The following is a 19,993-nucleotide window of genomic DNA, read 5'->3' on the forward strand; positions in this document are numbered from 1 at the left end:
GCGGCACGCCTTGCGGCGCAAACACCCTGTTTCAGCTTGGTTTAGCCTGCCTTGACGGCAAGGTCGAGAGGCAGTGCCGACAAGGGCACAGGTCCGCTCTCGGTGGTCAGATAGGTGCGGCCGAGGGTCATGGCCGTCTCGTTGGCCGAATCGGCGAGGATCATGTGCAGGAAGATGACCATGTTCGGCTCCACCCCCGCCTCGTTGCCGCGATAGGCCATCGGCCAGTCCATCCAGCTCGGCGTGAAGCGGGCGCCCAGCGAATAGCCGCAGGCGTTGAGCCGGTGGGGCATGAGGTCCCGTGCGTCCATCGCCTCGGCGTGGGCGTCGAAGATGTCGCCGAAGGTGCTGCCGGGCACCAGCTTCGTCTCCACCGCGGACAGGGCTGCCAGGCAGGCCTCGTGCATGTAGACATGCCGGGGTGTCGGTTCGCCGACGATCACCGTGCGCATCAGGGCGGCATGGTAGTGGCGATAGGCGCCCGCGAATTCCAGCGTGATCTGGTCGCGCTCGGACAGGTGCCGCCGCCCGGCCTTGTAGCGGCACAGCAGCGCGTCGCGGCCCGAGCCGATGATGAACTCGTTGCCCGGATAGTCGCCGCCGCCTTCCAGGATCGTGCCCTGCAGCACGGCCAGGATGCGGCCCTCGTCGGCCCCCGGGCGGATCTCCTCCAGCGCCGCCAGATAGGCCGCATCGGCGAGCCGCGCGGCCTCGCGGACATAGTCCAGCTCGGCCGGGCTCTTCACGGCGCGCAGGCGCGGGATCACGGTCGAGGCGTCGCGCAGCTCGGCAAAGCTGCGCAGCGTCTCGTCCAGCTCGCGGCCGATCTTGCCGGTCATGCCATGGGTGTCATACTCGACGCCAAGCCTGGCACCGAGCAGGTCCAGCTCGAACAGCAGCTCCTTCAGCTGTGCCACCGGGCTTGCCCCGCCCCGGTCCACCCAGATCCGCACGTCGGCGATGTTGGAGGTGTGCCGCGCCTGCCGCTGGTCAGCGGAGCGGGTCAGCAGCACCTGCCGCCCGTCCGCCGTCACCACCAGGCACTGGAAGAAGCAGAAGCCGAACGTGTCGTAGCCGGTCAGCCAGTACATGCTCTCCTGCGCGAAGAGCAGCATGGCATCAAGTTTCTCCTCGCCCATCCGTCCCTGCAGCCGGGCGCGGCGGGCCGCGAACTCGTCATCCGAAAAATGCAGCGCCATGCGTCATGCTCCCTCAATGACGATGGCCGACATCAGCCGGCCGTAGTCCGGTTCCTTGCGATGGGTGGTCCGGCGATACGAAAAGAACCGCTCCTCGTCGGCATAGGTGCAGAGGCCGAGGCTTTCCGCAGCCCCGACGCCGGCCGCCGTCAGCCGGGCGAGGATGAAGGCCGGCAGGTCGAACATGAAATGCCCAGGCTTCTGCGACGGGCTGAAGAAGGCCCCGCTGCCTTCGGCCTCCTCCAGGAACCGGGCCTGAAACTCCGGGCCGACTTCATAGGCGGCGCGCGAGATCGTCGGCCCCAGAACGGCCCGGATCCGGCCGCGCTCGGCCCCCAGCGCTTCCATCGCTGCAATCGTGTTGTCGAGCACCCCGGTCAGCGCCCCGCGCCAGCCGGCATGGGCTGCGCCGATCACCCGCGCTTGCAGGTCGGCAAACAGCACCGGTCCGCAGTCTGCCGTCGAGATGCCGAGCGCCAGTCCGGGCGTCGCGGTCACCAGCGCATCGGCCCGCCGGTCGGCATCCGCCGCAAACGGGGCCTCGACGGTGATCACGTCGGGGGAGTGGACCTGATAGGGCGACACCAGCCGCTCCGGCGCAACCGCCAGCTTCCCGGCAATCCGCGCCCGGTTTTCCAGCACATGGGCCCGGTCGTCGTCGGAGCCCAGACCGATGTTCAGGCTCTCGTAGATCCCCCCGGACACGCCGCCCTGCCGGGTGAAGAACCCGTGCCGCAGGACCCCGGGCTGGTCGAGAAGGTCAGACGTGATCATGCGCTCTCTCCGCTGGTCGCTCCCGGCGCGCCGATCCTGCGGCGCTTGTCCGGGCCTGTCAAATCTCTGAAGCCGGCAGTCCGCTTCAACCTGATCCTGTAAGTCCGGGCGTCCGGGATTTGTTCCCGTGGCACGGCCAGGAAAGGGTTCGGGGGTGGGGGGAGCTGAGCCACCCCCCGCCAAAGCCGAAGACGTTGTCTCCTTTCACCCTGCAAGGACCATCAACCGCCAGCGTCCGTGGCAGCCCCGCCTTGATCCCCCTCATTTCCCCCGCCGCTCGAAGCCCGGCGGAACCAGACCCGGCGCTGCAAGGGCAAGCACCTTGAACAGCTCGCCCATCTGGTCCGGCGCGGCCAGCCGCTCGACCTCGCCGCGCAGCCTTTCCTGCGTGGCGGCGTCCTTGCCCGCGCCCAGCTGCCCGGCCCGCTCCAGCAGGCCGAGCCGCAGCAGGAATTCGCCTTGCGTCAGCGGCGCCAGGGCCTCCGCCCCGGCGTGTGTCGCCGCCCGCGCCAGGGCCTCGAAATCCACATGCGCCGTCAGGTCTGCCTTGCCCGGTTCGGCCAGCGGATCGGCAAAGGCATGGCGCGAAAGCGCCTGCAGCGTGTCGCCCGGCGCGGAGCGCAGGTGCCCGTAGTCGATCAGCAGGGCCGCGCCGCCGTCGCTGACCAGGCGGCCGGCCAGTTCCTGGGCGACGGCGAGGCTCGCCGGCGACACTTCGAGGATGGCCCCGGGCGCTGCGTCCCTGGCGCCGGTCGGGACGACGTCCTCCGCCAGCGCCGCCCCGCCAACGCCAAAGGTCAGGGCACCGGTCGCATCCAGCCCGACCACGCGCTCGCGCCAGCCTGCCGGGGTCTTCTGGTACTGCCGGATCGGCAAGGCGTCGAAGAACTCGTTGGCGATCAGGATCGTCGGTCCTGCCGGAACCTCGGCGAGGCGGTCGTGCCAGGTAACGGCAGCCATGCCGGAACCTGTCAGGGTACCGCTCAGGGGCGCGATCAGGGGGGCGAGCGTGTCGGCCTGCCTTGCGCGCAGTCGCGGGCTCACCTCGACGAGGTGGACGCGCACGGCCGCCAGAAACGCCGGGCGCAGCCTCGCGGTCCGCAGCAGGTCCGCCATCAGCGTGCCGCGTCCGGGCCCCAGCTCGACGAGATGCACCGGATCGGGCGTGCCCATGGCGATCCAGGTCGCCAGCACCCAGCCGCCGATCAGCTCGCCGAACATCTGGCTCACCTCGGGCGCCGTGATGAAGTCGCCGTCGCGGCCGAAGGGCTCCGGGCTGGTCGTGTAATAGCCGTCCTGCGGGTCTGCGAGACAGGCGGTCATGTAGTCGGCGACACTCATCGGCCCGGTCAGCCGGATCCGGTCTTCAAGCCGCGCCTTCAGCCGGTTTTCGCTCATGCGGCGGGTGCCCGGCGGGCCGACCACACCATCAGGGCCACGCCGGCCAGGATCATCGGCACCGACAGAAGCATGCCCATGGTCAGGCTGCCGGCGAGGAAGCCGATGTGGGCGTCGGGCTCGCGGAAAAGCTCGGCAATCGAGCGCCCGACGCCGTAGCCGGCGGCAAAGGCACCGGCGAGGAAGCCCGGCTTCTGCAGGAGATGCGAGCGGTGCGACAGGAGCCGCAGGACCAGAAACAGCACGATCCCCTCCAGCGCCGCCTCGTAGAGCTGGCTCGGATGGCGCGGGAACGGGCCGCCGTTCGGAAAGACGACGGCCCAGGGGGCATCGCTCAGGCGTCCCCACAGCTCGCTGTTGATGAAGTTGGCGATCCGGCCGAAGAAAAGGCCGATGGGCGCGGCGATGCCGGCCAGGTCGAACAGGGTCCAGACAGTGAGGCCGCGTGCCCTTGCGTAGAGCACCATGGCCAGGACCGTGCCGGCAAAGCCGCCGTGAAAGGACATGCCGCCGGTCCAGATCGCGAAGATCTCGAGCGGGTTCTGGAGATAATAGGCCGGATTGTAGAACAGGACATAGCCGAGACGCCCGCCGGCGACGATGCCGAGCGTTGCCCAGACGACGAAATCGTCGATGTCGAGCGGCGTCGGCCGGGGCGTGCCGCCCCACAGGGCGTCCTTGCGCACCACCTGCACCATGTAGCGCCAGGCAAGCAGGATGCCGGCGATATAGGCCAGCGCATACCAGCGGATGGCGATGGGGCCGACTTCGATCAGCACCGGATCAATGGCCGGGAAGGGCAGGGCGAGCAGGGGGGTCATCGGTCATCCTCACGGGTCCGGGCTGCCTTTTGTGCCGGGGCGCGGCCGTGTGAGACCTTGCGCATTCGCCGGCGGGCGTCAAGTCGCGGCGCGCTCACCTTGAAGTTGGCGCAAAAGGTCAATAGGTGTGTGCAAGCGGGCCGCGCCTCCCTTGCGGCTCCAGCCGACAGGAGCGTGTCATGAACCAGGGCCCGAACAGGTTTCTCGACGAATTCGCAAAGCTGATGACCGATGCCGCCGGCGTCGCGCAGGGGGCCCGCCGCGAGGTGGAGACGGCCTTCCGTGCCCAGGCCGAACGCTTCCTGTCCGACATGGACATCGTCAAGCGCGAGGACTTCGACGTCGCCCGCGACATGGCCGTGCGCGCCCTGGACCGGGTCGAGGCGCTCGAAGCCCGCGTCGCCGAGCTGGAAGCCCGTCTCGCCGAGACGGCGGCCAAGCCGGCGCGCAAGACCAGGACGGCCGACGAGTAAGCCGGCCGGCGCGCGGGCTGGCCGGGGTTTGCGCCTGTCCGTTGCGGGCATCCGGTCGGCAGTGCCGCGAGGTCGCGGACGGCAGGGACCCTGTGCTAGGGTTGGTGCCGAGGGGGCGGTTGTCCGGTCTCCCGGTCCTCGTCCTGCCCCGACGGGCTGCAAGGCTCGTCCACAAGAATTGATCGGAACGGTCCGGCGCTTTTGTACTGCAATTGCGAAGGAACCTTATATTCTGATTCAACACAGGGATTCGTCCACGCGCCGGTTAAGGGCCGAAGATGCCGCTCTGGTGCCCTGCGTTTCATGGGACTGACCTGCTGGTCCGGTGGCGTCCTGCCCCGGCTCGGCGGCCCGCAACGGAGAGGATCGCCATGAGCCTCATCGAGTTCGAATACGAGCGTCCCGCCAATCCCGTCGACACCATCGAACATGTTGCCGCGCTGAACGACTGGGCCTTCGAGCGGTCCGGCGAGGACGAGATCTCCATCTCCATCGGAGGCACCTGGTGCGACTACCACGTCTCCTTCACCTGGATGGAGGAGCTGGAGGCGCTGCATCTGGCCTGTGCCTTCGACCTGAAGGTGACGGAGCCGCGCAAGACCGAGATCGTCCGCCTGCTGGCGCTGATCAACGAGCAGATGTGGCTCGGTCACTTCGACCTGTGGAGCCGGGAGTCCATGGTCATGTACCGCCAGTCGCTGCTGCTGGCCGGCGGGGCGGAGGCCACCAGCGCGCAGATCGAGGCGATGCTCGCCAATGCGCTGGAGTCCTGCGAACGCTATTATCAGTCCTTCCAGTTCGTTCTCTGGGCTGGCAAGAGCGCATCCGAGGCGGTGGCGACCGCCCTTTTTGACACAGCGGGAGAAGCATGAGGTTTTCCAGGGAGCGCCCCTTCGTCATCGTCGGGGCCGGCAAGATGGGCGGAGCCATGCTCGCGGGCTGGCTCTCCCGGGGCATCGACGCGGCCAGCCTGCTGGTCGTCGACCCCAATCCGTCCGATGACCTGAAGGCGTTCCTGGCGCAGCACGGCATTGTCCATGCGCCGGTCGTCCCCGCCGGAACGCGGGCTGCTCTCGTTCTCATCGCCGTCAAGCCGCAGATCATGGGATCGGTGCTGCCGGGGCTTGCTCCGGCCGTTGCCCCGGACACCCTCGTTCTCTCCGTCGCCGCCGGCACGCCGGTCCGCGCCTTCGAGGCTGCCTTCGGGCCGGTGCCGATCATCCGCGCGATGCCCAACACCCCGGCGATGGTCGGCCGGGGCGTGACTGCCCTGTTCCCGACGCCGGCCGTCTCCGACCCCGACCGCGCCATGGTGGCCGAGCTGCTCTCGGCCGTGGGCAGCGTCGAGTGGCTGACCTCGGAGGACCAGATCGATCTGGTCACCGCCGTCTCCGGCTCCGGCCCGGCCTATGTCTTCCTGATGGCCGAGTGTCTGGCCGAGGCTGGCCGCAAGGCAGGTCTGCCGGCGGACCTGGCCGCCCGTCTCGCCGAGGCGACCGTCTCGGGCGCGGGGGAGCTGCTGTTCCGCTCGGATGACACCCCGGCGGTGCTGCGGCAGAACGTCACCTCCCCGAACGGGACGACGGCCGCGGCCCTCTCGGTGCTGATGGCGCCGGACGGGCTGCAGCCGCTGATGGATGCGGCCGTTTCGGCTGCGGCGCAGCGGGCGCGCGAGCTGGCGGGCTGAATTCTCCCGTTTTGTCGGTCTTTGACCTGAAAGTGTCGGGGCGGGGCCTGCGTTTGTCGAGGCCCCGTCGACGGCTCTGCGTGGCCCGGTCCGTGCCGGGCTTGGCACCCGTCCCGGGGGGGGCCCTCTTTGCCTTTTGGCGGTCGCCCCCCTACATTCACCGGCAGACAGTCCTGTTGGTTCCGGTCGGGAGACGCGCCGATGTCTGCTGCAAAATCTGCCAAGCCCACCGCCCCGGACCTGCGCGAGCAGGCCGTGGACACCTTGTTCCGTCTGCTCGAAACCCGGGATTTCAAGGACATAACGCTGCCCGAGGTGGCCCGGGAAGCCGGCATGAGCCTCGGCGACCTGCGCCTTGCCGTGTCGTCGCGGATGGACATCCTCGAGGCCTTCGCGGCCCGGATCGACCGCAAGGTGCTCGATGATCTCGACGAGGACATGGGCGACCAGCCGCCGCGGGACCGGCTGTTCGACGTGCTGATGTCACGCCTCGACATGCTCGGCTCTTACCGCAAGGGTTTGAAAAGTCTCAGGTCTTCCGTCCGTCGCGACCCGGCCCTGGCCCTGGCTCTGAACGGCATCGCCCTGCGGTCGCAGGGCTGGATGCTGAGTGCCGCCGGCATTTCGATCCCCGGGTTCAAGGGCGCTCTCGTCTTGCAGGGACTGGCAATCTCCTTCGCGCGGGTCGTCGACGTCTTCCTGGACGAGGACGATCCCGGCCTGCCCCGCACCATGGCCGCGCTCGACCGGGCGCTCGACAAGGGCGAGGTGTGGATGGACCGGCTGGACGGGGCCGAGCGGGCGGCCCGGCCGCTGATGAAAGGGCTGTGCCGGCTGGCCGAACGTCGCTCCCGGCGGCGCGCGCGGCGTCAGGAGGATGCGGCCGACGACCTGTCGGAAAATGGCTCCGGCGCCGCCGCTCCCGGCGCTTAAGCAGCGGAAGACACTTGTCTTTGCCCGACGCGACCGGCACGGTGACGGTCCTGTCCATTCAAAGGGTTCCTGACATGTCTGCCCCTTCCGCCTCTGCCCCCCAGGGCCAGATCGGCTTCGATGACTTCCTCAAGGTCGACATTCGCGTCGGCCGGATTGTCGAGGCCGAACCCTTCCCCGAAGCCCGCAAGCCGGCCTTCAAGCTGCGCATCGATTTCGGTCCCGAGATCGGCGTGAAGCGCTCGTCGGCCCAGATCACCAGACACTACACGCCCGAGGCCCTGATCGGGCGTCGCGTGCTGGCCGTGGTCAACTTCCCGCCGCGCCAGATCGGGCCGGTGATGTCCGAGGTTCTGACGCTCGGCGTGCCGGACGAGGCCGGCGAGGTGGTGCTGATCGCGCCGGACCAGGACGTTCCTCTCGGCGGCCGGCTTTACTGAAACATTTTTGAAATCAACAGGCTGGCAGATCAGCCGGGGATCCGGAAGCGGGCCCTGAGGCCGCCTTGCGGGCTGTCCTCGAGCTGGATGTCGCCGCCATGGCTGCGGGCGATGTCGCGGGCAATCGCAAGCCCGAGGCCGCTTCCGCCCTCGTCCTGGTTGCGCGCCTCGTCGAGCCGGTAGAACGGACGGAAGACGTTCTCGCGCTCCTCCGGCGGGATGCCCGGACCATCATCGTCGATGGTGACGGTCAGCCAGCCGTCGGCGTGGCGGCCGGTGATGGTGACGTTGGTGCTGTGGCGCGCGGCGTTGGTGACAAGGTTCATCAGCGACCGCTTCACGGCATTGCGACGCAGCTGCACATCCGGCTCGCCGGTGAAGGTCGAGCGCGCCGTCGCGCCGATGATTTCGGCTTCTTCTTCAAGCTCTTCCAGCATCAGCGACATGTCCGTCGCCACGACCGCCTCGCCGCTGTCGCCACGCGCGAAGGCAAGATAGTCCTCCAGCATGTGGTTCATCTCATTGACGTCCCGCTTCATGCCGGCGGTTTCGGGCGTGTCGCCGAACAGCGCCAGCTGCAGGCGGAAGCGCGTCAGGATCGTCCGCAGGTCGTGGCTGACGCCGGCCAGCATGGTCGTGCGCTGCTCCAGTTGCCGCTCGATGCGCCGCCGCATCTCGATGAAGGCCTGGGCGGCGCGGCGAACCTCGCGGGCACCGCTCGGACGGAAGGTTTCCATCGGCCGGCCCTTGCCGAAGCTCTCGGCCGCATTGGCCAGCCGCTCGATCGGCCGGATCTGGTTTCGCAGGAAAATCATGGCGATGACAATCAGCACCAGCGACGTGCAGATCATCCAGACCAGGAAGATATGGGAGTTCGAGGCATAGGTCTGGCTGCGTCGGGTCACGACCCGCAGCACCTTGTCGCGGAGCTGGATGCGCACCTCGACGAAGCGCGAGCGCCCGATCGTGTCGATCCAGAAGGGCTTGCCGATGCGCTCGGAAATCTCCCGGCTGAGGTTGTGGTCGATCAGGTCGAAATAGGGCTTCGGGCGTGGTGGCGGCAGCGGTTCGGGCGGCAGCACGGTGACGGTCATGTCGAGGGCACGGCTGCCCATTTCCTCGATCAGCCGGTAGCCGGTGTCCTGGGGATAGTTCTCCAGCACGTAGACGACGGCCGCGATCTCGCGGACCACAGCCTCGGACAGGCGGTTGGTGACGAGCTGGTAGTGCCGCTCCATGAAGACGAAGGCAAGGACCGACTGCAGCACGACCATCGGCACCACGATGATCAGCAGCGCCCGGGTGTAGAGCCCCTTCGGCATGAAGCGGTAGAGCCCTCCGGCCAGGAGGCGGTAGGGGGCTGCCGCGATGTCGAACAGGTCGAGAAGCCGTCCCACGACGCCGGTCGGGCGGGGCCGGTCCGGGCTGCGCTCGGCGGTCTGGTTCGTGGCCGCGGGATCCGGGGTCGGGGGCTCAGTCACAGGCAAGCCTGTAGCCGATCCCGCGCACCGTCTGCAGGTAGATCGGATTGGCCGGATCGTCCTCGATCTTGCGCCGCAGCCGGTTGATCTGCACGTCCACCGTCCGTTCGCCGAGCCCGCTGTCGTCACCGACGATCTTGTGCCGCGGCACGGTCGCGCCGGGCTGGTCGGCGAAGATGTTCAGGATCTGCTTCTCCCGGTCGGTCAGGCGGATGAGGTCGTCGCCGCGCTTCAGTTCCCCGCGTTCGGGCTGATAGGTGAAGGGGCCGAAGCGTACCTCGGCCGGGCGTTCGCTGCGCCGCGGGCCGCCGCGACGCAGGATGGCCGCAATCCGCAGCATGAGTTCGCGCGGCTCGAAGGGCTTGGGCAGATAGTCATCCGCGCCGGCCTCAAGCCCGGCGATCCTGTCCTCGGCCTCCGAGCGTGCCGTCAGCATCAGGATCGGCACGGCCGTCTCGCGGCGGAGGGAGGCGGCGAGATCAAGGCCGCTCTCGCCGGGCATCATGATGTCGAGAATCAGCAGGTCGAAGTCGAGCCCGGCGAGGCAGCGGCGGGCCTCGGCCGCATTGGCTGCCGTCGTCACGCGGTAGCCGTCCTCGCGCAGCACGCGCCCCAGGAGGTCGCGGATGCGGCTGTCATCGTCCACGAGCAGCAGGTGAGGGGCGTTGTCGTCGGGGGCCTTGGGCATGGGCTCAGGTCTCGCTGTTGTCGCTCCGCCGGCCCGCCGGGCCCTCGACCCGCAGCAGGGCCGTGGCTCCGAGCATGCGACCGACATCCGGGCGCAGATCCGCGTCGATCATCTGGTAGAGGAACCGGCGCACCACGTCGGCACCGCCCTCCGGCAGGGCCGCAACCGCATCGTCGATCCGCAGCGCCTGCATGGCCGCCAGCTTGCGCGCCAGCACCTCTCCCTTCTCGGTGGTGTGCAGCAGCCGCTGGCGTCGGTCCTGGGGGCCGGGGCGCTGGTCGATGTAGCCCTCGTCCACCAGCTGCTTCAGCACCCGGCCAAGGCTCTGCTTGGTGATGCGCAGGATTGCCAGCAGGTCGGTCACGCGGATGCCGGGATTCCGGTCGACGAAATGCAGGACCCTGTGGTGCGCCCGGCCGAAATCGAAATCCGCCAGGACCGTATCCGGATCGGCGGTGAAGTCGCGGTAGGCAAAGAACAGCAGTTCGATGAGATCATAGGGCGGGGCTGCCTCGCCCGGCGGAGGCGTGTCCGCGCGGCCTGCCCCCGGCTTGCGCGGCGGGACCGAGGGATCGAAACTGGTGGAGGTCATGAAATTTATGTCAGCCATATTGACTTAATTTTGATCGATTGTTACCAGTTTCACCACTCGGGCGAAAGGATCGTGCCGAGATCCGGATCATCAGAGGGTCCGACCCTGCTCCTTCCGGCCTCTGCGGTTCATTAGGAGAATCCGGCGGGATCGTCCTGTCACTTCAGGATACCGATTGTTACGCCACGGTGCAAAACTGCCGTTCCCGTTGGCCGGTCCCCTCTGCGGTCCGAACCGGCGACGTGGACCGGAACAGGCGCAAGACTGCGCGGGAGAGAGGAAATCATGGCAGCAGTTCCCTTTGATCAGCGAGACGGTGTCATCTGGTACGATGGCGTGTTCGTGCCCTGGAGCGAGGCCAAGCTGCATGTCCTCACCCACGGCCTGCATTATGCCAGCTCCGTCTTTGAAGGCGAGCGCGCCTATGGCGGGCGGATCTTCAAGAGCGAGGAGCACACCGAGCGTCTGCATGCCTCGGCGGACATGCTGGGGTTCAGGATCCCCTTCGACAGCGCGACCATCAATACGGCGAAGGAAGAGCTTCTGCGGCGGATGAACCTGGTTGATGCCTATCTGCGCCCGGTTGCCTGGCGCGGCAGCGAGATGATGGGCGTGTCGGCCCGGCACAACACCATCCATCTCGCCATCGCGGCCTGGGAGTGGCCGAGCTACTTCAAGCCGGAAGAGAAGCTGAAGGGCATCCGCCTCGACATGGCGAAGTATCGCCGCCCCGACCCGGCGACCGCGCCCTACAAGTCCAAGGCCGCCGGGCTCTACATGATCTGCACCCTGTCCAAGCACGAGGCCGAGAACAAGGGCTATGCAGACGCGCTGATGCTCGACTGGCGCGGACAGGTGGCCGAGGCGACCGGGGCCAATGTCTTCTTCGTTCAGGACGGACGGATCCACACGCCGAAACCGGACTGCTTCCTCGATGGCATCACCCGGCGGACCGTCATCGGGCTGGCGCGGGCGCGCGGGTTCGAGGTGATCGAGCGGGTGATCCTGCCGGAGGAACTTGGCGGCTTCGAGCAGTGCTTCCTGACCGGAACCGCCGCCGAGGTGACGCCGGTGTCCGAGATCGGGCCCTACAGCTTCACCGTTGGCGACATCACCACCACCCTGCTGCGCGACTACGACGCGTTGGTGCGAGGGCAGGCGGACCAGCTGAACGCGGCCGAGTGACCTGTGCGCCTGCTTTCCCCGACCGGCGGGAAGGCAGGCTCCGGCCGGGGCAGCGCCGACAGGCGGCTCAGGGCCGGGGCGCGGGGGCGTGCTGCGTCTGGAACAGCTTGCCGCGTTCGGCCAGCAGCACGAAGCCGAGCCCCAGCGTGCCATAGCCGGCACAGGCGAGCGCGATCGGCCACAGGGTGCCGTCAAACTGCTGCCCGACGAGGAAGCCCAGGATGGCGCCGCCGAGCGTGGTGACAAAGCCGATCACCGAGGAGGCGGTGCCGGCGATGTCCCCCAGCGGCTCCATCGACATGGAATTGAAGTTTCCGCCCATGAAGCCGAAACAGGCCATGTTGACCGCCATGCAGGCCGTGAACAGCCACACATCCTGCACGCCCGTCGCCTGCATCAGGCATTGCAGCAGGCCGAAGGCGATGAACATCAGGACCGCGGCGTGGGACAGCCGGCGCATGCCGATGGCGATCACCAGACGCGAGTTCAGGAACGAGGCGCAGGCCATGGTGATGGCGACCCCGGCGAAGACGACGGGAAACCAGACGCCAAGGCCGAAGATGTCGACGAAGATCTGCTGTGCCATCGAGATGAAGGAAAACAGCGCGCCGAAGATCGAGGTGGTGGCCAGCGTGTAGCCAAGGCTCAGGCGATTGGTGAGAACGCGCGCATAGGAGCGCAGCACCGGCCGCAGCTCCAGCGGCCGCCGACGCTCCGCCGGCAAGGTCTCCGGCAGCCGCAGCCCGGTCCACAGCAGCATGACCACGCCGGCGATCAGCAGCGTGCTGAAGATCCAGTGCCAGTCCGCGACCAGCAGGATCGCCTGGCCGATCGACGGTGCCACGATCGGCACCGCCATGAAGATCATCATCACCAGCGACATGACCTGGCTCATCCGGCGCCCCGCATAGCAGTCGCGGACCACCGAGACGGCAACCACGCGGGTGCCGGCGCAGCCGATGCCCTGGAGCAGCCGTGCCACGAGCAGCTCGTCGAGCGACTGTCCGATCAGGGCGTAGAGGCTTGCGGCGGCATAGAGGCCGAGGCTGCCGAGGATGATGCTCCGCCGTCCGAACCGGTCCGTCAGCGGTCCGAACAGCAGCTGCGCGCCACCGAAGCCGACCAGATAGGCGATCAGGATCTGCTGGCGGTCGTTCTCGTGGGCGATCTGCAGCGCGTCGCCGATGTCGGGCAGGGCGGGCAGCATGATGTCCATGGCCAGCGCGTTCAGCGCCATCAGCGCCGCGACCATGATCACGAATTCGAGGAAGGACAGGCCGGGATGCGGCCGTGCGTCCGGGCCGTCGGGCCGGGCCGTGTCTGACATCGGATAACCTCAGGAGCCTTGCGGCAGAAGACGGGCGGTTCGCGGAGGGAGGGAGAGGGCGGACCGGGAAGACCAACCAGTCGGTCAGAAATGGGGCGAGGTCAAGACCCGTTCCGCCTCCTGCGGCTCACCAGCGCGTGAGGCGGTCCTCGTCCGTCTGCCTGGCGGCCACCCAGCTGCCCGACGAGCCGTCCGCCAGGATTTCCTTTTTCCAGAAGGGGGCGCGCGACTTCAGGTAGTCCATGAGAAAATCTGCGGCCTCGAAGGCTGCCTGCCGGTGCGAGGAGGCGGCGGCGACCAGGACGATGTTGGCGCCCGGCGCGATCCGCCCGTGGCGGTGGATCACGACCAGCCCCGTCAGCGGCCAGCGGGCCAGCGCCTCTTCGGCGATCCGGGTCAGCTGCTCCTCGGCCATGCCCGGAAAATGCTCGAGTTCAAGGGCGGCAAGGCGGCCCTGTTCGTCACGGCACAGTCCGGTGAAGGTGACCAGGGCCCCGACATCCCGGCGGCCCCGGGTGAGCAGGGCTCCGGCCTCGGCGGGATCGAAATCCTCGGCCTGGACGCGCACGCTCAAAAGCGGCTGGTCGCCGGAGGCCTGTTGTGACACGGGTGCGCTCACATCAGCCCCCCGTCATCGGCGGGAAGAATGCGATCTCCCGCGCTGCGCCGATCGGGGTGTCGGGTTCCACATGCACCTGGTCAAGCGCCGCGCGGATGACCTCCGGATCCTCGAAGGCATGGCCGTGGGCGTCGTCCACGGTCTGCAGCCAGGTGATCACGTCGGCCACGGTGACGACGGTCGGCGGCAGCTCGACCTCTTCGCGGTCAAGGCCGACGCGTTCCCGAACCCAGGCGAAATAGCGGATGAGCATGCGTGTCGTGCCTCGTGCCAGTCGCGCGCCGGTCCCGTTGCTGCACCGACCTCCGTGACGCGGCGCCCGGGCCCCGGACGGTGTGCCGGGATCACTCCTCGATCAGATGTCCGATTCCGGCCCGGAAGTAATCGTAACCGGTGTAGAGCGTCAGCATTGCCGCAATCCAGAGGGCGATCAAGCCCGCGAGCATCGTGCCGGGCAGGATTGTCTCACCGGCCGGTCCGGCGACCAGCAGGGCGACGGCCACGAGCTGCACCGTCGTTTTCCACTTGGCGAGCTTGGTCACCGGCACGCTGACGCGCAGTTCGGCGAGGAATTCGCGCAGTCCCGACACCAGGATCTCGCGGCACAGGATGATGATGGCGGCGATCAGCGACCAGCCGGCAATGTCGCCCTTGTCCACCAGCAGGAGGAGGCAGACGGCGACGAGCAGCTTGTCGGCGATCGGGTCCAGCATGCGCCCCAGTGCGGATTGCTGCTGCCAGGCCCGGGCCAGGTAGCCGTCGAAGAAATCGGTGACGGCGGCCGCGATGAAGATCGACAGGGCGATCCAGCGCGGCGTGGTGCCGTCGAAATAGAAGCATGCCACCACGCCCGGAATCGCGAGTATCCGTGCGTAGGTCAGGATGTTCGGCAGGCTCAGGACGACATTACGGGCCATGAAGGATCTGTGGCTGCGAGGGCAGGGACATTTCGGGGGGACACAAGCATGCGCGGGCAGGGGTGTCAACGCATGCAGCGGGGCAGAGGCCCCGTGGCCGCAACTGGTGCCCCGATTTGCGGGGCAAGCGGTGCTTCTGCGAGCAGGTTCCTGTCGGCTAGAACCGGCGCATCCGAAACATGGCGGAGGACAGCATGCCCGGTTCCGAGACAGGACTTCCCGTTGGCGCGGCGGTGGCCGACTGGCGCGGCGCGGCGCTGCCCGACGGACGCAGGCTGGACGGCCGGCTGTGCCGGCTGGAGCGACTCGCGATGGAGCGGCACGCGTCCGACCTGTTCCGTGCCTGGCGGGCGGATGCGGAGGGGCGCAACTGGACCTATCTCGCCTATGGCCCCTTTGCCGACGAGGCGGCGCTCGTGGCGTTCTACGGCGACATGGCAGCGCGCACCGATCCGCTGTTCTACGCCATCGTCGACCAGCTGAGCGGAGTGGCGCTGGGGGTGGCCAGTTTCCTGCGCATGGACCCCGCTCATGGCGTCGTCGAGGTGGGGCACATCAGTTACGGCCCCGCGCTGCAGCGCAGCCCGCTGGCCACCGAGGCAATGTACCTGATGATGCGGCACGCCTTCGATGACCTCGGCAACCGCCGCTACGAGTGGAAATGCGATGACCGCAATGGACCCTCCCGCCGGGCGGCCCTGCGCCTGGGCTTCACCTACGAGGGGACGTTCCGTCAGGCGATGGTCTACAAGGGCCGCAACCGGGACACGGCATGGTTCTCCGTGCTGGACAGCGAATGGCCAAGGCTGAAGGCTGCCTTCGAGGCCTGGCTCGACCCGGCCAATTTCGACGCGGCCGGACAGCAGATCCGCCGCCTGGAAGACCTCCGCGCCGCCTGAGGCGGTGTGTCAAGGCCGACGCCCCGATGGCAGACGCCCCGATAGCAGACGCCCGGCCGCCTTCAAGCCGGGCGCAGGCTCCACGCCGGGACGATCCGGCGCTGTCCGCTTCTGGCAAGTTCGGGCCGGCGCTTGCTGGGTCTGGCCGGTTCTGGCCGGTTCTGGCCGGGGCCGACCGCTCGGGGGTCAGCGGAAGATGCCGTCGCCCTGCTGGTCGATCATGCTGCGCGCCTTGCGCAGCATGAAATCGGCTGCCTCGTCACGGCTCGGCAGCTGGTCGGCACGGATGAAGACATGCTCCCTTGCCTCGCCGTCGACTTCCTTGAGGATGCGTCCGGCGATCTGCCACTGGCCCCCCGCCTGACGCGGTTCCGCCAGGATGAGGAAGCCCTTGTAATCCTCCTGGGCGGCAGGGCCTTCCGGCGCCTTGGGGCCGCTTCCCTTGAACAGTGAACCGAGCAGCTTGCCGAGCATCATGTGCGTCCTTGATCCGGGAACGACGGGAAGAAATCAGGCCGGTCGCCCGGCCCGGGCCCTCAGGCCGGCTCACCCGGCCCGCGCCCGAGGTCACGGTCGACCCAGTGGCGGCGGCACAGGGAAACATAGGCATCTTCCCCGCCGATGACCACCTGCTCGCCTTCCTCCACGATCCGGCCGGAGCCGTCAAGCCGTGCGACCATGGTTGCCTTGCGGCCGCACCAGCAGATCGTCTTGATTTCCTTGAGACTGTCGGCCAGGGCCAGCAGCGCCTGGCTGCCCGGGAACAGCTTGCCCTGGAAGTCGGTGCGCAGGCCGAAGCACATCACCGGCATGCCGAGCCGGTCGGCCGCCCGGGCCAGCTGCCAGACCTGCGTCTCGCTCAGGAACTGGGCCTCGTCGACAAACACCGCATCGACCGGCGTCGCCTCATGGGCCTGACGGATGTGTTCATAGAGATCGTCGCCCGGGCGGAAGATGTCGGCCGGTGAGGACAGTCCGATCCGCGACGCAATGCGGCCGATGCCCGCCCGGTCATCGACGGCGGCGGTCATCAGCAACGTGCGCATGCCGCGCTCGACGTAGTTGTAGGACGCCTGCAGCAGCACGGTCGACTTGCCGGCGTTCATCGACGAATAGTTGAAGTAGAGCTTGGCCATGGGCTGTCCGGCTTGCAACGGGAAGGCGGCAAAGAATCGCCGCCGGTCTGGCGCTACTCTTGCCGCTCGGGACGAGGGGCTCAATGCGCCAGCCGGCCGCGCCCGTCTTTGCTGTGGATCTCCGCTCCTCGTCGGGCCCCTAGGCCCGGATGCCCGTCGCCAGAGACCGGTCGCCAGCCTGTGTCAGGGCAGTTGCAGATCGGCGATCAGCGGCACATGGTCGGACCCGACATCCGGGCCGAGCGTGACGCTGCGGATCTCCACATCGGGGGAGACCGCGATGTGATCGACAGCGGAGCCGAGGAACCAGCTCAGGCGATAGTCGAAGAAGAAGCGGGTGATGACGGGCATGAAGGTCGGGAAGCGGGTCTTCAGGCCACCGGCCTCCAGCAGCTGGCTGAAGTGGGCCGACCAGGGCGACATGTTCCAGTCGCCTGCCAGCAGCACCGGGCCCTGACCCTCGCGCCGCAGGGCGGCGAGCGTCAGGCCGAGCGTGGCATAGTAGTTTTGCCGGGCCTCGAAGCGGCACGGCGAGCGCGGGCTTTCCGGATGCAGGGCGACGAAGGTGACGGGCTTGCCCTTCACGTCGAGGGTGATGCGCAGGATCTCGCGCTCGCCCCACCGCCCCGCGCCGCAGACATCGCCGACCGGGATGCTCTCGCTCGACAGGATCGGATAGCGCGAGAAGAAGGTGATGCTGCCGAGCGTGCCGATCACATGGGTGCTGAAATAGGGCCCGAGCCCGACCAGCGGCCCTGTCTCCTTGCGGACCTTCTCGCGGTATCGCAGCTGCTGGCGCCAGTTGGTCTCCTGGAACACGAGCACGTCCGCGTTCAGGCTCTCCAGATAGGCCATGAACTCGGCGTCGCCGAGATAGCGCATCTCGAGATTGATCGAGACCACCCGGAAGGGCTGGCCGTCCGGCTGGCGGGCCAGATCGCTCTCCCCGGCGCGGCCGATGGCCAGCACCGAGGCGGTGCGCAGCGCCGTCAGCACGGTGCTGCCGGCAAGGGCTGCGAGCGCCACGGCGGCCACGCCGGCAAAGACGGTGCGGCGCAGGCGCCGGCCGGCGAGGACCCGGCACAGGGCCGCCCCCAGCAGCGCCAGCCCGCCACAGCCGATCAGCTGCGGCAGGAAGAAGCTCATGTTGTCGGCAAACCAGAAGTCCGAGGCGACGAATGGCATCAGCGCCAACGCGCCCATGCCGAGCGCGACGATCGCGCCGCCCCAGGCCGCCAGCCGGAACAGGCCGCGCAGCAGGCGGCGGAAACGCGACGGGGAAGCCGCCAGGGTGTTCATCAGATCTCGGTCTCCGGCCTCACGCATGCTGCGGCGCAGCGCAACTCCCCCGCCGTCTCCTTAGCATGGCGCGTCAGTCGTGGAAATGATCGTAGATGAGGCGCGCGACGGTCTCGGAGATGCCCTGCACCGCCATCAGATCCTCGATCCCGGCCTTGGAGACCGCCTTGGCCGTGCCGAAATGGCGCAGCAGGGCGCGCTTCCGGGTCGGGCCGATGCCGGCGATGTCGTCGAGCGGATTGCGGGCGATGTCCTTCTTCCGCTTGGCGCGGTGGGTGCCGATGGCGAAGCGGTGCGCCTCGTCGCGCAGGCGCTGGACGAAATAGAGCACCGGGTCGCGCTCCGGCAGCATGAAGGAGGGCCGCCCCTCCATGAAGAATTTCTCGCGCCCGGCGTCGCGGTCCGGCCCCTTGGCGATGCCGACCAGCGGAACGTCGGTGATGCCGAGCCCGGCAAGGATCTCGCGCACGGCGTTGAGCTGGCCCTGGCCGCCGTCGATGAAGACCAGGTCCGGCCAGGCCGGCATGTCCTGCGCCAGCCCGGCATCCGCCTCGCCGTCATCCTCCAGGTCCGGCGCGACCGGCTGTCCCGCGTCGGAGGAGACCGTGTCGGCAGCCTCCAGCGGCGAGCGGGCGTGATCCTTCAGCAGGCGCGTGAAGCGGCGGGTCAGCACCTCCCGCATCATGCCGTAGTCGTCGCCCGGCGTCAGTCCCTCGGACTTGATGTTGAACTTGCGGTACTGGCCCTTGGCGAAGCCCTCCGGCCCGGCCACGATCATGCAGCCGACCGCATTGGTGCCCATGATGTGCGAATTGTCATAGACCTCGATGCGGCGCGGCGCGGCCGGCAGGCCAAAGACCTCCGCGACGCCCTCCAGCAGCCGGGCCTGGCTGGAGGTTTCCGCCAGCCGCCGGCCGAGCGCCTCGCGCGCATTGGTCAGCGCGTGATCGACCAGATCCTTCTTCTCGCCCCGCTTCGGCGCGGCGACCTCGACCTTGTGGCCGGCCCGCTCGCCGAGCGCGGCCGCCAGCAGATCCTGATCCTCCACCGCATGCGACAGGAGGATCAGCCGCGGGGCCGGCTTGTCGTCGTAGAACTGCGCGAGGAAACTCTCCAGCACGGCAGCCTCGTCCAGCGACTTGTCGGCCTTGGGGAAATAGGCGCGGTTGCCCCAGTTCTGCCCGGTGCGGAAGAAGAAGACCTGGACGCAGCTCTGCCCGCCCTCCTGGTGGATGGCCACCACATCGGCCTCGTCGACCGTCTGGGGGTTGATGCCCTGATGCGACTGGATGTGCGACAGGGCGGCGAGGCGGTCGCGGTAGACGGCGGCATGCTCGAAGTCGAGCCGCTGCGACGCGGCCTCCATCAGCCCCGCCAGTTCCTGCTTCACGAGCTGGCTGCGCCCGGACAGGAAGGCGCGCGCCTCGGCCACCAGGCCGGCATAGTCCTCCGGCGTGGTCTCGCCCGTGCAGGGGCCGGCGCAGCGCTTGATCTGGTAGAGGAGGCAGGGACGCGAGCGGTTCTCGAAGTAGCTGTCGGTGCAGTTGCGGATCAGGAACGCCTTCTGCAGCGCGTTGATCGTGCGGCCGACGGCGGTCGCCGAGGCAAAGGGACCGAAATAGTCGCCCTTGCGCCGTCGGGCACCGCGATGCTTGACGATGGCCGGGGAGGCATGATCGCCCGTGATCAGGATATAGGGAAACGACTTGTCGTCCCGCAGCAGCACGTTGAACCGGGGGCGCAGCCGCTTGATCAGGTTGGCTTCCAGCAGCAGGGCTTCGGTTTCCGTGCGCGTGAGCACGAACTCCATCGCGGCCGTCGACATGATCATGCGCATGATCCGGTTCGACTGGCCCTGCAGGCGGGTGTAGCTGGTCACACGCTTTTTCAGGCTGCGGGCCTTGCCCACATAGAGCACGTCGCCGTTCGCATCGAGCATGCGATAGACGCCCGGCCCCATCGGCAGGCGCTTGACCACATCGGCAATGACCTCCACGCCGACGATGCCGGGTGCGGTCTCGACCTCCGCCGGCAGGAAGGTAACGGCGGGCTGGACGGTTTCGACGATTTCCTCAGCCTCTTCGGGCGTGTCGGAGCGGGAACGGCTGGCGGACATGGGTTCGAT

At 68.2% G+C, this 19,993-nt stretch carries 22 protein-coding genes; 7 read left to right on the plus strand and 15 right to left on the minus strand.

Annotated elements, in window-relative coordinates; translation table 11 throughout:
- Positions 1 to 41: 41 nt before the first annotated feature.
- The 4 genes from GWI72_RS01335 to lgt form a co-directional block, all read right to left on the minus strand.
- Entirely contained in the window at positions 42 to 1,199 is a 1,158-nt protein-coding gene (locus GWI72_RS01335) for a M24 family metallopeptidase (protein ID WP_161675034.1), read from the minus strand.
- Positions 1,200 to 1,202: 3 nt separating this feature from the next.
- Positions 1,203 to 1,973 carry a peptidoglycan editing factor PgeF gene (pgeF, locus tag GWI72_RS01340; protein WP_161675036.1) on the minus strand — a complete coding sequence of 257 codons (771 nt, stop codon included), beginning with the start codon at positions 1,971 to 1,973 and terminating at the stop codon, positions 1,203 to 1,205.
- 261 nt (positions 1,974 to 2,234) lie between these two features.
- The gene (locus GWI72_RS01345; protein WP_161707676.1) at positions 2,235 to 3,371 is read right to left on the minus strand and encodes a class I SAM-dependent methyltransferase; all 1,137 of its coding nucleotides are present in this window, start codon (positions 3,369 to 3,371) and stop codon (positions 2,235 to 2,237) included.
- Positions 3,368 to 4,192, minus strand: coding sequence for a prolipoprotein diacylglyceryl transferase (gene lgt / locus GWI72_RS01350; protein WP_161675040.1), 825 nt, complete (start codon positions 4,190 to 4,192; stop codon positions 3,368 to 3,370). Before lgt ends, GWI72_RS01345 begins: the two co-directional genes overlap by 4 nt.
- Before the next feature lie 179 nt (positions 4,193 to 4,371).
- Here lgt and GWI72_RS01355 point away from each other — a divergent pair, with 179 nt between their 5' ends.
- From GWI72_RS01355 to GWI72_RS01375, 5 genes are all read left to right on the plus strand, one after another.
- Positions 4,372 to 4,665 carry an accessory factor UbiK family protein gene (locus tag GWI72_RS01355; RefSeq protein ID WP_161675042.1) on the plus strand — a complete coding sequence of 98 codons (294 nt, stop codon included), beginning with the start codon at positions 4,372 to 4,374 and terminating at the stop codon, positions 4,663 to 4,665.
- A 371-nt stretch (positions 4,666 to 5,036) separates the two neighbouring features.
- Entirely contained in the window at positions 5,037 to 5,537 is a 501-nt protein-coding gene (locus tag GWI72_RS01360) for a type III secretion system chaperone family protein (RefSeq protein ID WP_161675044.1), read from the plus strand.
- Positions 5,534 to 6,352 (plus strand): pyrroline-5-carboxylate reductase, encoded by an 819-nt coding sequence (gene proC, locus GWI72_RS01365; RefSeq protein WP_161707677.1) that lies wholly within the window; start codon positions 5,534 to 5,536, stop codon positions 6,350 to 6,352. Before GWI72_RS01360 ends, proC begins: the two co-directional genes overlap by 4 nt.
- A 201-nt stretch (positions 6,353 to 6,553) precedes the next feature.
- Positions 6,554 to 7,285 carry a TetR/AcrR family transcriptional regulator gene (locus GWI72_RS01370; RefSeq protein ID WP_161707678.1) on the plus strand — a complete coding sequence of 244 codons (732 nt, stop codon included), beginning with the start codon at positions 6,554 to 6,556 and terminating at the stop codon, positions 7,283 to 7,285.
- A 74-nt stretch (positions 7,286 to 7,359) separates the two neighbouring features.
- Positions 7,360 to 7,725, plus strand: coding sequence for a tRNA-binding protein (locus GWI72_RS01375; protein WP_161675050.1), 366 nt, complete (start codon positions 7,360 to 7,362; stop codon positions 7,723 to 7,725).
- 29 nt (positions 7,726 to 7,754) lie between these two features.
- Here GWI72_RS01375 and GWI72_RS01380 read toward each other — a convergent pair whose 3' ends face one another.
- From GWI72_RS01380 to GWI72_RS01390, 3 genes are all read right to left on the minus strand, one after another.
- Entirely contained in the window at positions 7,755 to 9,047 is a 1,293-nt protein-coding gene (locus tag GWI72_RS01380) for an ATP-binding protein (RefSeq protein WP_161676083.1), read from the minus strand.
- Positions 9,048 to 9,198: 151 nt separating this feature from the next.
- Positions 9,199 to 9,894, minus strand: a complete 696-nt coding sequence (locus GWI72_RS01385) for a response regulator (RefSeq protein WP_161675052.1) — start codon at positions 9,892 to 9,894, stop codon at positions 9,199 to 9,201.
- 4 nt (positions 9,895 to 9,898) lie between these two features.
- Complete coding sequence (locus GWI72_RS01390) at positions 9,899 to 10,486, minus strand: MarR family winged helix-turn-helix transcriptional regulator (RefSeq protein WP_161707679.1); 588 nt, start codon at positions 10,484 to 10,486, stop codon at positions 9,899 to 9,901.
- Between the two features lie 285 nt (positions 10,487 to 10,771).
- On the opposite strand from GWI72_RS01390, the gene GWI72_RS01395 reads away from it, so the two are divergent.
- Positions 10,772 to 11,671: a branched-chain amino acid aminotransferase gene (locus tag GWI72_RS01395; protein WP_161707680.1), complete on the plus strand. Its 900-nt coding sequence runs from the start codon at positions 10,772 to 10,774 to the stop codon at positions 11,669 to 11,671.
- A 67-nt stretch (positions 11,672 to 11,738) separates the two neighbouring features.
- On the opposite strand, the gene GWI72_RS01400 is transcribed toward GWI72_RS01395, so the two are convergent.
- From GWI72_RS01400 to pgsA, 4 genes are all read right to left on the minus strand, one after another.
- Positions 11,739 to 12,998, minus strand: a complete 1,260-nt coding sequence (locus GWI72_RS01400; protein ID WP_161707681.1) for a multidrug effflux MFS transporter — start codon at positions 12,996 to 12,998, stop codon at positions 11,739 to 11,741.
- A 127-nt stretch (positions 12,999 to 13,125) separates the two neighbouring features.
- Complete coding sequence (locus tag GWI72_RS01405) at positions 13,126 to 13,617, minus strand: molybdenum cofactor biosynthesis protein MoaE (RefSeq protein ID WP_348272629.1); 492 nt, start codon at positions 13,615 to 13,617, stop codon at positions 13,126 to 13,128.
- Between the two features lies 1 nt (position 13,618).
- Positions 13,619 to 13,870 (minus strand): molybdopterin converting factor subunit 1, encoded by a 252-nt coding sequence (gene moaD / locus GWI72_RS01410; protein ID WP_161675060.1) that lies wholly within the window; start codon positions 13,868 to 13,870, stop codon positions 13,619 to 13,621.
- A gap of 91 nt (positions 13,871 to 13,961) precedes the next feature.
- Positions 13,962 to 14,534: a CDP-diacylglycerol--glycerol-3-phosphate 3-phosphatidyltransferase gene (pgsA, locus tag GWI72_RS01415; protein WP_161675062.1), complete on the minus strand. Its 573-nt coding sequence runs from the start codon at positions 14,532 to 14,534 to the stop codon at positions 13,962 to 13,964.
- Between the two features lie 194 nt (positions 14,535 to 14,728).
- On the opposite strand from pgsA, the gene GWI72_RS01420 reads away from it, so the two are divergent.
- On the plus strand, positions 14,729 to 15,433 hold the full coding sequence (locus tag GWI72_RS01420) for a GNAT family N-acetyltransferase (protein WP_161707682.1): 705 nt from the start codon (positions 14,729 to 14,731) through the stop codon (positions 15,431 to 15,433).
- A gap of 186 nt (positions 15,434 to 15,619) precedes the next feature.
- On the opposite strand, the gene GWI72_RS01425 is transcribed toward GWI72_RS01420, so the two are convergent.
- The 4 genes from GWI72_RS01425 to uvrC all read right to left on the minus strand — a co-directional run bounded on the left by GWI72_RS01425 (position 15,620) and on the right by uvrC (position 19,984).
- Positions 15,620 to 15,907, minus strand: coding sequence for an HlyU family transcriptional regulator (locus tag GWI72_RS01425; protein WP_161675066.1), 288 nt, complete (start codon positions 15,905 to 15,907; stop codon positions 15,620 to 15,622).
- Between the two features lie 62 nt (positions 15,908 to 15,969).
- Complete coding sequence (locus GWI72_RS01430; protein ID WP_161675068.1) at positions 15,970 to 16,569, minus strand: thymidine kinase; 600 nt, start codon at positions 16,567 to 16,569, stop codon at positions 15,970 to 15,972.
- 183 nt (positions 16,570 to 16,752) lie between these two features.
- Positions 16,753 to 17,868: an endonuclease/exonuclease/phosphatase family protein gene (locus tag GWI72_RS01435; protein ID WP_161707683.1), complete on the minus strand. Its 1,116-nt coding sequence runs from the start codon at positions 17,866 to 17,868 to the stop codon at positions 16,753 to 16,755.
- A gap of 73 nt (positions 17,869 to 17,941) precedes the next feature.
- Entirely contained in the window at positions 17,942 to 19,984 is a 2,043-nt protein-coding gene (uvrC, locus tag GWI72_RS01440; RefSeq protein WP_161675072.1) for an excinuclease ABC subunit UvrC, read from the minus strand.
- Between the last annotated feature and the right edge of the window lie 9 nt (positions 19,985 to 19,993).

This window comes from Pannonibacter sp. XCT-53, assembly GCF_009915765.1.
GTDB classification, from domain to species: domain Bacteria; phylum Pseudomonadota; class Alphaproteobacteria; order Rhizobiales; family Stappiaceae; genus Pannonibacter; species Pannonibacter tanglangensis.